Genomic DNA, 13,873 nt, shown 5'->3' on the forward strand with positions numbered 1-13,873 from the left:
ACCGCAACTCCGCTCCGTTCGTGCTGAGCGAGGTCGAAGCACAGCCGACAGCGTATGGCCTTCGACGTCGCTCAGGCCGAACGGGGTGGTGTCGATTCTGACGAAGCGTGGTCTAGCGACCTTGCAACAAAGTGGAAGCGGCGAGTCGCTTTCACCCGTTCTGCAGCACCGCGCGGAACATCGGGTCCTCCAGCGCGCGTCCGGTGCCGACGGCGACGCAGATCAGCGGGTCGTCCGCGATCGTGACGGGCAGGCCGGTTTCGTCGCGCAGCACCTCGTCCAGCCCCTGCAGCAGCGCGCCGCCGCCGGTCAGCACGATGCCCTGGTCGACGATGTCCGCGGCCAGCTCGGGCGCGGTGTTCTCCAGCGCGATGCGCACGCCGTCGACGATCGTGGCGACGGGCTCGCTCACCGCCTCGGCGATCTGCGCCTGGTTGATCTGGATCTCCTTGGGCACGCCGTTGACGAGGTCGCGGCCCTTGATGTGCACGGTCTTGCCGATGCCGTCGACCGGCGGCTTGGCGCAGCCCAGCTCCTGCTTGATCCGCTCCGCCGTCGCCTCGCCGATCAGCAGGTTGTGGTTGCGGCGCACGTAGCTGACGATCGCGTCGTCCATCTTGTCGCCGCCCACGCGCACGCTGGTGGTGTAGGCGAGGCCGCGCAGCGACAGGACGGCGACCTCGGTCGTGCCGCCGCCGATGTCGACCACCATGCTGCCGATCGGTTCCGTCACCGGCATGTCGGCGCCGATCGCAGCGGCCATCGGCTCCTCGATCAGATAGACCGCGCTCGCTCCCGCGTTCTGCGCCGCGTCGCGGATCGCGCGCCGCTCCACCTTGGTCGAACCGGAGGGCACGCAGATCACGATCTCGGGCCAGCGCATGAAGCGGCGTCGGCCGTGCACCTTCTCGATGAAGTATTTGATCATCTGCTCGGCGACGTCGATGTCGGCGATCACGCCGTCGCGAAGCGGGCGGATCGCCTCGATCGAACCGGGCGTCTTGCCCATCATCAGCTTGGCGTCCTCGCCGACCGCCTTCACCTTCTTGACGCCGTTGATCGTCTCCACCGCGACCACCGACGGTTCGTTCAGCACGATGCCGCGGCCGCGGACGTAGACCACCGTGTTGGCGGTGCCGAGGTCGATCGCCATGTCGTGCGAGGTCATCTTGAACAGGCGCGAGAAGAACATGAGAAGGAATGTCCATTGACCGGCAGCGCTGCCGGTGGGGGGTGCCGTTCATCCCGCCCGGCCGATGCGCGCGGTGGCGGGGCAACTTCCAGGCTCGCGGGATGGGGCCGCTTGGGCTAGGGACCTGCCCCGTGTCAATACGCCGCCTCCCGTCGCATCTCGTCAACCGGATCGCCGCCGGTGAAGTGGTGGAAAGACCGGCCAGCGCGTTGAAGGAGCTGGTGGAGAATGCGCTGGACGCGGGCGCGGCACGGGTCGCCGTGGTGCTCGCCGGCGGCGGCGTCGACCGGATCGAGGTGGCGGACGACGGCCGCGGCATGGCGCCCGACGAGATTCGGCTGGCGCTGGAGCGTCACGCCACGTCGAAGCTGCCCACCGACGACATCGACACCGTCGCCACGCTGGGTTTCCGCGGCGAGGCGCTGCCCTCGATCGCCTCGGTCGCGCGGCTGACGATCGAGAGCCGCCCGCCGGGATGCGAGGGCTGGGCGGTGACGATCGACAACGGCGTGGCTGAACGCGAGGGGCCGGCGGCCATGCCGCCCGGCACCCGCGTCGTCGCCGAGGGGCTGTTCGCGCGCGTCCCCGCCCGCCGCAAGTTCCTGCGCTCCGCCCGCGCCGAATATGCCGCCTGCCTGGACGTGGTGAAGCGCCTCGCCATGGCGCGGCCGGAGGTCGCCTTCAGCGTCGAGCACGACGGCCGCCGCGCGCTGTCCGTCGCGGCGGCGCAGCACCGGCCCGATCGCGTCGCCGCGCTCACCGACCGCGCGCTCGCCGACAATGCGGTCGCGATCGACTTCGAGCGGGAGGGGCACGTGCTGGGTGGGGTCGCGGGCCTGCCGACCTTCCATCGCGGCGTGGCCGACCATCAGTATCTGTTCGTGAACGGCCGCCCGGTGAAGGACCGGCTGCTGATCGGCGCGATCCGCGGCGCCTATGCGGAGATGATGCCGCGCGACCGCCACGCCGTGGTCGCGCTGTTCCTCGACGTCCCCCCGTCGGAGGTCGATGTCAACGTCCACCCGGCGAAGACCGAGGTCCGCTTCCGCGATCCCCAGCTGGTCCGCGGCCTGATCGTCTCCGGCCTGCGCCGCGCGCTGGATGCGGCGGGGCACCGGGTGGCGCATTCGGCGCCGGCCGACGTGATGGCGCTATGGTCTCATGAAAGCCCCCGCCCCTACGGGGAGGGGGTTGGGGGAGGGGCGGAAGTCTCACCGAGCGACACGTTCGCGGCGGCGCCTCACCCAACCCTCTCCCCACAGGGAAGAGGGCTTTCCTTCCACGATCCCCGCCCCACCTTCTTCGCGCCGCCTCCCGCCGCGCGCGCGGAGCCGGCGACCGCCGCGCCACCCGCCACCACCGACCACCCGCTCGGCGTCGCGCGCGGGCAGGTGGCGAAGACCTATATCGTGGCCGAAGCCGGCGACGGCCTCGTCCTCGTCGACCAGCACGCCGCGCACGAGCGGCTGGTGCTCGAACGGATGCGCCGTGCGCTCGCGGGCGGGCGCGTCGCGGCGCAGGCGCTGCTGCTGCCCGAGGTGGTGGAGCTGGACGAGCCCGCCTGCGACCGGCTGGAGGCGCGCGCCGCCGAACTGTCCGACTTCGGCCTCGACCTCGAACGCTTCGGCCCGCGCGCCATGCTGGTCCGCGCGACCCCCGCGCTGCTCGGCCAGGCCGATCCCGCCGGCCTCGTCGCCGACCTCGCCGACGAACTCGCCGCCTATGACGAGGCGCTGTCCCTGCGCGAGCGGCTGGACGCGGTGGCAGGCACCATGGCCTGCCACGGCTCGGTCCGCGCCGGCCGCGTCCTGTCCGTGGCGGAAATGAACGCGCTGCTGCGCGAGATGGAGGTGACGCCGCACTCGGGCCAGTGCAACCACGGGCGACCGACCTGGGTGAAGCTGGCGCACGGCGACATCGAGAAGCTGTTCGGACGGCGCTGAGGGGGCTGCACCCGACGTCATCCCGGGACAACCCCGGGAAGACCTGCCGAGGGCCACGCGCCCCCCGGGGCGCGGGCTATCCCGCCTGCCCGTCCCCGCCGGCGAGCAGCCACGCCTCCGCCTCCTCGCGATGCTCGAAGATGGCGACGTCGTCGCGCGCACCCGCGATGCGGCGGGCCTGCATGCGGGCGAGCGCGCGCCCGGTGTACATGGCGAGGCGCCGCGCCTTGCCCTCGGACCCGATCTCCGACTGGAACGCGCTGGCGACGTCTTGGATCTGCAGCGGACAATCGGTCAGGTCGACGATGCACAGATGATCGCCCAGGCGACATCCCATCGCCGCGATCGCCGCGTGCTCCTGCCGGTACAGGTCGGCGACGCCGTCGCGAGTCAGCATCCCCGTCAGTCTCAGGCGGACCAGCTTGTGCTGCGGCTCGGTGCTGATCTCGAACATGGGCGGCAGGAAGACACAGGGCGCTTAACATCCCGTAACCGAACACGTTTTACCCGTCGCGTCTGGCGCGCGCGGCGCGGCCCCGGCATAGCGCTACCAACGGGAGAGGCGGGATGGCGGAATCGGCGGGGGTCAGCGCAATCGACGGAGAGGCGACGCTGCGCCGCATCAGCCGGCGGCTCATGCCGCTGCTCTTCATCCTCTACCTCGTCGCCTATATCGACCGGCAGAACGTCTCCTACGCCAAGCTGGAGATGGTCGGCGCGCTCGGCCTGTCGGAAGCGGCGTACGGGCTGGGCGCCAGCCTGTTCTTCCTCGGCTATTTCCTGTTCGAGGCGCCGTCGAACCTGATCCTCGCCCGTGTCGGCGCGCGGCTGTGGTTCGCGCGCATCCTGTTCACCTGGGGTCTCGTCACGGTCGCGCTCGGCTTCACCACCGGGCCGACGATGTTCTACGTCCTGCGCTTCCTGCTCGGCGCGGCGGAGGCGGGATTCTTTCCCGGCGTGCTCTACCTCCTGACTTTGTGGTACCCGCAGGCCAGGCGCGCGCGCATGGTGGGCTGGTTCATGATCGCCTCCGCGCTCGCCAACGCGGTCGGGTCGCTGGTCGGCGGCGCGTTGCTGGAGCTGGACGGCGTGGCGGGCTTCGCCGGCTGGCAGTGGATCTTCCTCGCCACCGGCGCGCCCGCGGTGCTGCTCGCGCCGGTGGTGATCCTGGCACTGCCCAGCCGCCCGGCGGAGGCGCGATTCCTGTCGGACGGCGAGAAGGCGTGGCTCGCCGCCGAGCTGGCGGCGGAGCCTGCGCAGCAGGTGGAGGGATCGGCGTGGCGCGCGATGCTCGATCGCCGCGTGCTGCTGCTCGCCGCGCTGTATTTCGGCATGCCGCTCGGCGCCTATGGCCTGGGATATTGGCTGCCCACGATCGTGAAGGGGTTCGGCGCGACCAACCTTCAGAACGGCGTGCTGAACGTCATCCCCTGGCTGTTTGTCGCGCTCGCCTTGTGGTGGGTGCCGCGCCACGCCGCGCGCCACGGCACCAGCCGGTGGCACATCGTCGCGCCGCTGCTGGTCGCCGCCGCCGCGCTGCTCGGGTCCGTGCTGCTGCCCGGCGCGGCGGCGAAGTTCGCGTGCCTGTGCCTCGCCGCCGCCGCGGTCTTCGCCGGGCAGCCGGTGTTCTGGTCGGTGCCGCAGCGGCTGCTGACCGGCGCCCACGCCGCCGCCGGGCTGGCGGCGATCAACTCGATCGGCAACCTGGGCGGCTTCGCGGCGCAGAACGTCGTCCCCGCGGTGCGCGACGCGACCGGCAGCAACCTGGCGCCGATGGGGCTGCTCTCCGCCGCGCTCGCCGTGTCCGCGCTCGGCTTCCTCGTGCTGTTGCCGCGGCTGGAACGGCGATAACGATATTGACACCTATGTCAGCGATCATCTATTGACAATCGTGTCAGCAAGGATCCGTGCCATGGCCAAGCTTCCCCCGTTTCCGGACACCAGCGGCCGCCGCGACTGGGGCACCGCGTTCGACGCGATCCGCAAGCTGTTGGCGAACGGCGACGACACCACGCAGGTCTTCCGCATCATGCGCGCGCTCAACGTCGGCAACGCGCCGCAGAATTACGCGCGGCTGATCGCCACGGCGAAGGGGGGCCGCATCGCGCACGATCAGGTGGAACTGGCGGAGCGTTTTTCCGACCCCGCCTTCGTCGCGTCCTTCGCGCCCGGCACCGTCGGCGCGGCCTATCGCCACTTCCTCGAGAGCACGGGCTATTCCGCCGACGGCCTGGTCGAGGTGAGCAAGCTGGAGCCGGGCGAGGACGACCTGGCGCATCCCTATGCCTGGATGGGCCGCCGCATCCGCGACACGCACGACATCTGGCACGTCCTCACCGGCTATCAGGCGGACGAGAGCCTGGGCGAGGCGTGCCTGGTCGCGTTCAGCTACGCGCAGGTCGGCGGTCTCGGCTGGGCCTTCATCGGCGGCGCCGCGGCGCTGAAGAGCCTGAAGGTGACGGGCGGCACGCTGTTCGCGAGGGCGGTGGTGGAGGGCTATCGTCACGGTCGCGCCGCGAAGTGGATTTCCGGCGAGGATTACCTGACGCTCCTGCACGAGCCGATCGAGGACGTGCGTCGCCGGCTCAACATCAAGGAGCCGGTGCTGTACCGCCGCGCGCAGCGCGAGCTGGGACCGGCGATGGCCTCCTATCTGAGCGCCCGGCGCGAGGAGCAGCAGCTGGCGGCGTGACATCGCGGCGGGGTGACGGCCGGCCACGCGGCGCCTACATCCCCGCGCGATGCTCTCGCGGCTGGTCCTCACCGATTATCGCAGCCACGCCGCGCTGACGATCGCGCCGGCGCGCGACTTCGTCGTGCTGACGGGTCCCAATGGCGCGGGCAAGACCAACGTGCTGGAGGCGGTGTCGCTGCTCGCGCCCGGGCGCGGGCTGCGCCGGGCGGCGCTGTCCGACATGGCGCGGCACGACGGGGACGGCGGCTTCGGCGTCGCCGCCACGCTGGGCGACGCGGTGGAGCTGTCCACCGGCACGCTGGCGAGCGCGCCCGAGCGCCGCGTGGTGCGCGTCAACGGCGCCGCCGCCCCTGCCGCCGCCTTGGCCGAGCGGGCGGCGATCCTGTGGCTCACCCCGGCGATGGACCGGCTGTTCGTGGAGCCCGCGGGGGAGCGGCGCCGCTTCCTCGACCGGCTGACGCTCGCGCTCGCCCCCACGCACGCCACCCACGCCGCGCGCTACGACGCGGCGATGCGCGACCGCAACCGCGTGCTGGCGGACGAGCGGCCCGACGCCGACTGGCTCGCCGCGCTGGAGGCGCAGATGGCGCGCCACGGCGCCGCGCTCGATGCCGCGCGGCGCGACACGGTCGCCGCGCTCGACGCCGCGCTGGCGGGGACGCCGGGCGGCGATTTCCCGCGCGCCGCGCTCGCGCTGGAGGGGTGGGAGGGCGACGAGCCCGCGCTGCTCGACGCGCTGGCGCGGTCGCGCGCGCGCGACGCGGCGGCGGGCCGCGCGCTGGTCGGCCCGCATCGCGTCGACCTGGTCGTCACCCATGTCGAGAAGGCGCGCGCCGCCGCCCACGCCTCCACCGGGGAGCAGAAGGCGCTGCTGCTCGGCATCGTCCTCGCGCACGCTGCGCTGGTGGCGGCGCGGCGGCGGACGCGCCCGCTGCTGCTGCTGGACGAAGTCGCCGCCCATCTCGACCCGGCGCGCCGTGCCGCGCTGTTCGCGCGGCTTCGCGGCATGGGGCAGGTGTGGATGACCGGCACGGAGCCCGCACTTTTTGCGACCCTGCCCGACGAGGCGCAGACCACGCGCCTCCTGCTCTGAATCAAGTGGGTTTCCTTGGTTTCTTACAATTGCCCTTCTTCTCGCGAAGACTTGTAAGAAACTGAAGGTTTCACCTCTCCGGCGGACGGATGCTTCCGCTTTACGGGGTCGTTTCTTCTTCGTAATCGATCCGCATTGGGGACTTTGTATCCGGGGGGATCGATGAACGGGACGACGTACGTGCGCGCGGCGCTGGCGCTGGGCACCGCGCTGGGGGCGATCGGAACTGCGCAGGGGCAGGCCATTCCGAATTACGGCAATTACGAGGAACTGCGCGGCACGTTCCGCGTCGGTGTGAACGTGACCAACGCGCTGAACAACTTCAACGATCAGGACGCGTTCGACCAGTCGGACATCGACGGCATCATCGACTATCTCGATCCGTTCGAGCTGTCCGGCCGCATCGGGCCGCTCAACACGCAGACGGCGGCGATCGACGCGGTGTTCGACGTCCGCGGCGCCTTCGGCCGCGGCGGCTACGCGCAGAACAGCCCGGTGCTGAACATCCGCGTCGTGCTGCCCGACGGCAACACCTTCGTGAACAAGAACGGCGACACCTGCTCCTTCACCTACAACGGCGCGACGCGGCAGGATTCGTTCGACCTGTTCGACGCCGCGGTGGACGACGACGATTCACCCACCTCGCGCGCGCTGCTGTCGTGCCTGACGGGGGCGCTGGTCCGCTCCTCGCCGGTCGATCCGCTGGCGGGCAACCCGGGCAGCCTGCAGTCCGCGCTCGCGCGCGGCGCGCTCGATTTCACCAACGGCGATTCGGCGATCGAGGAGCAGGGGGCGGACGGCGCCAATGCGGCGGGCGATCCCTGGATCGTCGGCGCCAGCTACGGCTTCGGCAACGCCGGCCGCTTCGACCTGACGCGGATCGACGCGCGCATCGCCCGCGGCTTCCGCGTGGGCGAGGGCGGGCGCAGCCGGCTGAAGGTGGACCTGCCGTTCAGCTACACGCGGATCAACGGCACCGCGGCCTACACCGGCCAGCTCGCGATCGGCCTGGAGATGCCGGTCGGTCGAAATTTCTCGATCGAGCCGCGGATCGGCTATGGTGCCACCGGTTCGGCGGAGATCGGGCAGGTGGGTCATATCGCGCAAGGGTCGATCGCGGCACGCTACGTCCTGGCCGGGCTGGGGCGCGGCCGGCTCGTGCTCGGCGCGATGGGCGGCTACTCGCAGACGCTGGGCACGCCCTTTACCGACCTCGATCTCGATCCCGGGCTGAAGAACGGCGTGTTCCGCGGCGGCGCGGCCTATGAAACGCCGATCACGCTGCGCGCGGGCGGCCGCTCGCTGTCGGTGCGGGGCAGCTACAGCTACACGCAATATACCGGCGACGACCTGTTCAATAACAACTTCCACGAATTCACGCTGTCCGCGGGCCTGCGCACGCGCGAGGAGCAGGTGCGGGGCCTGCGCGATGTCGTGCGCTTCAACCTGTCGACCATCCAGGCGAGCGGCTACGAGCAATATACAATTGGCCTCGGTTTCCGGTTCTGATCGATCCGGTGACCCCGGCGCCGCTCGCACGGGCGAGTGGCGCCGCGGCTGGCCGCTGGTCGCCGCCGGGATGCTCGCGGCGGCGATCGGGCCGGGATTGTTCCAGAACCTGTCCAGCCTGTTCACGCCCGGGCTGGAGGCGTCGTTCGGCTGGACCCGCGGGCAGATCTCCACCGCCGCCGGGCTCGCGCTGGTCGCAGCGGCGGTGGCGCCCTTCGTCGGGCGCGTCGCCGACCGGGTCGGGCTGCGTCCGGTCATCGTCGCCACCATGCTGCTGCTCGGCGCCGGCTACGCCGCACTGGCCACGATGAGCGGGGCGATGTGGCAATATCAGCTGGGCGTGGTGGCGCTGGTGCTGGCGGTCCCGGGGACGAGCAGCCTCGTCTATGGCAAGCTGATCGCGGGCGCGTTCGTCCGGCATCGCGGGCTCGCGCTCGCGGTGTCGACCGCGGGCCTCTCGGTCGCCACCATCCTGGCGCCGCCCGTGATCGGCGCGGTGATCGCCGCCCGCGGGTGGCGCGGCGGCTTCGCCGCGCTGTCGGTGGTGGCGGTCGCCGTCGCCCTGCCGCTGATCCTGCTGGCGCTGCGCCGCGCCGCCGCCGGGCCGACCCGGCCCGATCCCGCGTCCGACCCGTCCGGCGCCGCGGCGGAGCCGCCCGTCACCGGCGTCACCGCGGCGGAGGCGCGGCGCGACCGGCGCTTCTGGCAGGTCGTGCTGTCCGCCGCGCTGGTCAACGGCGCCACCACCGGTCTCGTCACGCAGATCGTGCCGCTGGGGCTGGAGCGCGGGCTCGGCGCCGGGCAGGCGGCGCTGCTGCTTACCGCCTTCGGCGCCAGTGCCATCGCGGGGCGGCTGCTGATCGGCCTGCTGATCGACCGGCTGCGTCCGCAACCCGTGGCGGCCGGCTTCGCCCTCGTCTCCGCACTCGCCTTCGCGCTGCTGGCCGCCGGGATCGGCGGGCTTGCGCCGCTGCTGCTGCTGGTCTTCCTCGCCGGGCTGATGAACGGGGCGGAGAACGACCTGCTGCCCTTCCTCACCGCGCGCCTGTTCGGCCTGCGCGCCTATGCGGAGATCTTCGGCACCGGGATGCCCGTGGCGCTGGTCGGCACGGGGATCGGCGTGGTCGGCTTCGGGCGGCTGCACGATGCCTATGGCGACTATCGCCTCGCGCTGCTGGTCGGCGCGGGGGCACTGGTGGCGGCGGGGCTGTGCTTCCTGACGCTGGGCGACCGCGCGCTGCCCGAACTGCGCACGGTCGCCGCCCCGCCGGACTGAGCGGGCAAACTTTCGCCCTTTCGCGCTGGCGCTTTGGCGCTAGGCTCCCGCGCCATGGAGAGTGAAACGCGCACCGAATGGCGGCGTGGCTGGCCGCTGGTGCTCGCCGCCGTGCTGGGGATCGGCTTCGGCCCCGGCCTCTTTCAGAACCTGTCCAGCCTGTTCCTCGACGGCACCACGAGCGAGTTCGGCTGGAGCCGCGGCGAGGTGGCGACCGCGGCGGCGATCGGCCTGCTCGGCGGGCTGGTCGCGCCGTTCGTCGGCCGGCTGGCGGACCGGGTCGGCATCCGCCCGATCATCGTCGGCGCCATGCTGCTGCTGGGTGGCGCCTATGTCGCGCTGTCGCGCCAGTCCGGCTCGCTCGTCGAATACCAGATCCTCGTCGCGCTGCTCGCCTTCTCCGTGCCGGGCACCAGCAGCGTGGTCTACGGCAAGCTGATCGGCGCCTGTTTCGTGCGGCATCGCGGCCTCGCGCTGGCGCTCGCCACGTCGGGCCTCTCGATCACCACGCTGGCGATGCCGCCGCTGGTGGGCGCGGTGATCGCGGCGCAGGGGTGGCGCGCCGGCTTCCTCGTCCTCGCCGCCGCCACCGCGCTGCTGGCCCTGCCCGCCATCCTGTTCCTGATCCGCCACGTGCCCGCGACGCCCACCGCGCGCGCGCCCGACGATGCCGCCGCGGCCGCGCCGGTGGAGGGCGTCACCGGGCGCGACGCGCGGCGCGACCCGCGTTTCTGGCTGCTCTCACTCGGCGTCGCGCTGGTGAACCTCGCCAGCGTCGGCCTCGTCACGCAACTCGTGCCGCTGGGCGTCGAGCGCGGGTTGACGGCGGCGCAGGCGGCGCTGCTGCTGACGGGCTACGCGCTCAGCCAGGTGGTCGGCCGGCTGACGATCGGCGTGCTGATCGACCGCATGGCGCCGCAGGGGGTGGCCGCCGCCGTGGCGCTGGTCTCCGCCGCCGGGTTCGCCGGCCTGCTCGTCCCCGCGCCCGGCTTCGCGCTGGCGATGGGGATGGTGTTCCTCGCCGGGCTGATGAACGGCGCGGACAACGACCTGCTGCCGTATCTCACCGCGCGGCTGTTCGGCCTGCGCGCTTATGGCGAGATCTACGGCAGCATCCTGCCGATCGCGCTCGCGGGGACGGCGGCGGGGATCGTCGCGTTCGGTCGGCTGCACGACCGCTTCGGCCACTACGACGCCGCGCTGGGGGTCTCCGTGGTGGCGCTGGTGCTGTCCGGCCTGTGCTTCTTCCTGCTGCGCGAGAAGCCGCTGCCCCGCGCCCAGGCCGCCGCGCACGACGCGTAGCGGATCGCTTCATCAGCACGCGAGCCGATCGTTGGCGCGACGCGGGTCGCCGGTCCATTTCACTTCCGTTTCGCCCCGCCGGACACTACATCGCCCGCATGGCAAGCGACCCCAATGCGAATGAATATGGCGCCTCCTCGATCAAGGTGCTGAAGGGCCTGGACGCGGTGCGCAAGCGTCCGGGCATGTACATCGGCGACACCGACGACGGCTCCGGCCTGCACCACATGGTCTTCGAGGTCAGCGACAACGCCATCGACGAGGCGCTGGCGGGCCATTGCGACCGCATCGACATCACGCTGAACGCGGACGGATCGGTCAGCGTGACGGACAACGGCCGCGGCATCCCCACCGGCATCCATCCGGAGGAGGGCGTCTCCGCCGCCGAGGTCATCATGACCCAGCTGCACGCCGGCGGAAAGTTCGAGAACACGTCGGACGCCAACGCCTACAAGGTGTCGGGCGGCCTCCACGGCGTCGGCGTGTCGGTGGTGAACGCGCTCAGCGAGTTCCTCGACCTCACCATCTGGCGCGACGGCGAGGAGCATTACATGCGCTTTGCCCACGGCGACGCGGTCGCCCCGCTGAAGGTGGTCGGCGCGGCGGAGGGGCGGAAGGGGACGCGCGTCACCTTCCTGCCGTCCCCCGCCACGTTCAAGATCGTCGAGTTCGACTTCGACAAGCTGGAGCATCGCTACCGCGAGCTCGCCTTCCTCAACTCGGGCGTGCGGCTGTTCCTGACGGACGCACGGCACGAGGAGCGCAAGACGGTGGAGCTGTACTACGAGGGCGGGATCGCCGCCTTCGTGAGGTGGCTGGACCGCAACAAGGCGCCGCTGTTTCCGGAACCGATCGCGATCAGCGGTCAGCGCGACGACATCGGCATCGACGTCGCACTGGAGTGGAACGACAGCTATTACGAGAATGTCCTCTGCTTCACGAACAACATCCCGCAGCGCGACGGCGGCACGCACCTCGCGGCCTTCCGCTCGGCGCTGACCCGCACGCTGAACGCCTATGCCGACAAGTCCGGCATCCTGAAGAAGGAGAAGGTGACGCTGACCGGCGACGACATGCGAGAGGGGCTGACCGCCATCGTCTCGGTGAAGCTGCCCGATCCGAAATTCTCCTCGCAGACGAAGGACAAGCTGGTCTCGTCCGAGGTGCGCCAGCCGCTGGAGAGCCTGCTGGCCGACAAGATGGCCGAGTGGCTGGAGGAGAATCCGCAGAACGCCCGGCAGATCGTGCAGAAGGTGGTCGACGCCGCCGCCGCGCGCGAGGCCGCGCGCAAGGCGCGCGACGCCAGCCGCAAGTCGGTGATGGGCGCCGGCGGCGGCCTGCCGGGCAAGCTGCACGACTGCCGCGAGCGCGACCCGTCCAAGTCCGAGCTGTTCATCGTCGAGGGCGACTCGGCCGGCGGCTCCGCCAAGTCGGGCCGTAACAGCCAGTTCCAGGCGATTCTGCCGATCCGCGGCAAGATCCTGAACGTGGAGCGCGCGCGCACCGACCGCATGCTGTCGTCGAAGGAGATCATCTCGCTGATCCAGGCGATGGGCACCGGCATCGGCCGCGACGAGTTCAACCTGGAGAAGCTGCGCTACCACAAGATCGTCATCATGACGGACGCCGACGTGGACGGAGCGCACATCCGCACGCTGCTGCTGACGTTCTTCTACCGCCAGATGCCCGAGCTGATCGAGAACGGCTACCTCTACATCGCGCAGCCACCGCTCTACAAGGCGACGCGCGGGCGGTCGGAAGTGTACCTGAAGGACGATCCCGCGCTCGACCAGTATCTGGTCGAGGCGGGGGTGAACGCCATGGCGCTGGACCGCGGCGGCGAGCAGCTGACCGGTCCGCACCTGCGCCCGCTGGTCGACCACGCGCGGCGGATGCGCACACTGATGCGCTACGTGCCGCGCCGCTACGATCCCGTCATCATCGAGACGCTGGCGCTGGGCGGCGCGCTCGATCCCGAGGCCACCCGTGCCGAGCGCGAGGCGGCGGTGCGCGAGGTGACGCGCCGGCTCGACCAGGGCGATGCGGAGGCGAGCTGGACCGCGCAGCTGACCGGGGAGGGGGGCATCCACTTCCAGCGGCTGTGGCGCGGCGTGACCGACCACCACATCGTCGAGGCCGCGTTCCTCGTCTCCGCCGAGGCGCGCAAGCTGCACGCGCTCGCCGCCGAGCAGGCCGCCACCTTCGCCCACGCCGCCAAGCTGGTGCCGGTGAAGGGCAGCGCCGCCGATCCGGCGGTGGAGGCCGCCGCGGCGGATGCGGAGGACGACGCAGAGGAAGGCGCGCCCGCCCCGGTCACCACCGGCAAGGGAGAGGCGCTGGTCGCCCGCCCCTCGCAGCTGCTCGACGCGATCCTGGCGGCCGGGCGCAAGGGCCTGTCGATCCAGCGCTACAAGGGTCTGGGCGAGATGAACGCGGAGCAGCTGTGGGAGACCACGCTGGATCCCGACAACCGCTCGATGCTGAAGGTCGCGATCGACCAGGCGGACGTCGCGGACGAGATCTTCACCCGGCTGATGGGCGACACGGTGGAGCCCCGCCGCGAGTTCATCCAGGAGAATGCGCTGAACGTCGCCAACCTCGACGTGTAGCGGGCCGTCTGCTCACGAAACCAATTGTCTTCCAAAGCAAACCAATAGCCTACGAACCTGAAATCAATAAGCTGCAGAAATGGAGTTCGTGACGGACCCTACTCTCCTCTGGGCGTTGCATACTCGCGTCCGCAGCGCGCGAAAGTGGCATCTAACGATGTGAAGACGCTAGCATCGCACACCTTACTAGCCGGGCCAGTGCGCACTTCGTCTTTCATTGGTTTAACCTCAGCCTGTCGCAATTGCTGCCGCGG

Annotated in this window: 10 protein-coding genes; 8 read left to right on the forward strand and 2 right to left on the reverse strand. The window is 71.0% G+C overall.

What is annotated here, in order from left to right; all coding sequences use genetic code 11:
* Positions 1-151 precede the first annotated feature (151 nt).
* Positions 152-1,192, reverse strand: coding sequence for a rod shape-determining protein (locus tag HBH26_RS11155; RefSeq protein ID WP_168134682.1), 1,041 nt, complete (start codon positions 1,190-1,192; stop codon positions 152-154).
* A gap of 131 nt (positions 1,193-1,323) precedes the next feature.
* Between HBH26_RS11155 and mutL the strand changes: the two genes are divergently transcribed.
* Positions 1,324-3,135, forward strand: a complete 1,812-nt coding sequence (gene mutL / locus HBH26_RS11160) for a DNA mismatch repair endonuclease MutL (RefSeq protein ID WP_168134683.1) — start codon at positions 1,324-1,326, stop codon at positions 3,133-3,135.
* Between the two features lie 76 nt (positions 3,136-3,211).
* Here mutL and HBH26_RS11165 read toward each other — a convergent pair whose 3' ends face one another.
* On the reverse strand, positions 3,212-3,589 hold the full coding sequence (locus HBH26_RS11165) for a hypothetical protein (RefSeq protein ID WP_168134684.1): 378 nt from the start codon (positions 3,587-3,589) through the stop codon (positions 3,212-3,214).
* 113 nt (positions 3,590-3,702) lie between these two features.
* On the opposite strand from HBH26_RS11165, the gene HBH26_RS11170 reads away from it, so the two are divergent.
* From HBH26_RS11170 to gyrB, 7 genes are all read left to right on the forward strand, one after another.
* Entirely contained in the window at positions 3,703-4,986 is a 1,284-nt protein-coding gene (locus tag HBH26_RS11170; RefSeq protein WP_168134685.1) for an MFS transporter, read from the forward strand.
* Between the two features lie 61 nt (positions 4,987-5,047).
* Positions 5,048-5,827 carry a Coq4 family protein gene (locus tag HBH26_RS11175; RefSeq protein WP_168134686.1) on the forward strand — a complete coding sequence of 260 codons (780 nt, stop codon included), beginning with the start codon at positions 5,048-5,050 and terminating at the stop codon, positions 5,825-5,827.
* A 49-nt stretch (positions 5,828-5,876) separates the two neighbouring features.
* A complete protein-coding gene (gene recF / locus HBH26_RS11180; protein WP_168134687.1) occupies positions 5,877-6,923 on the forward strand; it encodes a DNA replication/repair protein RecF in 1,047 nt (348 codons plus the stop codon).
* Positions 6,924-7,085: 162 nt separating this feature from the next.
* On the forward strand, positions 7,086-8,432 hold the full coding sequence (locus tag HBH26_RS11185) for a hypothetical protein (protein WP_168134688.1): 1,347 nt from the start codon (positions 7,086-7,088) through the stop codon (positions 8,430-8,432).
* Positions 8,410-9,708, forward strand: a complete 1,299-nt coding sequence (locus HBH26_RS11190) for an MFS transporter (protein ID WP_168134689.1) — start codon at positions 8,410-8,412, stop codon at positions 9,706-9,708. The genes HBH26_RS11185 and HBH26_RS11190 overlap by 23 nt, the downstream gene beginning before the upstream one ends.
* A 54-nt stretch (positions 9,709-9,762) precedes the next feature.
* Entirely contained in the window at positions 9,763-11,010 is a 1,248-nt protein-coding gene (locus HBH26_RS11195; protein ID WP_168134690.1) for an MFS transporter, read from the forward strand.
* 98 nt (positions 11,011-11,108) lie between these two features.
* The gene (gene gyrB / locus HBH26_RS11200) at positions 11,109-13,619 is read left to right on the forward strand and encodes a DNA topoisomerase (ATP-hydrolyzing) subunit B (protein WP_168134691.1); all 2,511 of its coding nucleotides are present in this window, start codon (positions 11,109-11,111) and stop codon (positions 13,617-13,619) included.
* The last annotated feature ends 254 nt before the right edge of the window (positions 13,620-13,873 follow it).

Origin of the sequence: Sphingomonas corticis, assembly GCF_012035195.1 — a bacterium.
Taxonomy (GTDB): domain Bacteria; phylum Pseudomonadota; class Alphaproteobacteria; order Sphingomonadales; family Sphingomonadaceae; genus Sphingomonas; species Sphingomonas corticis.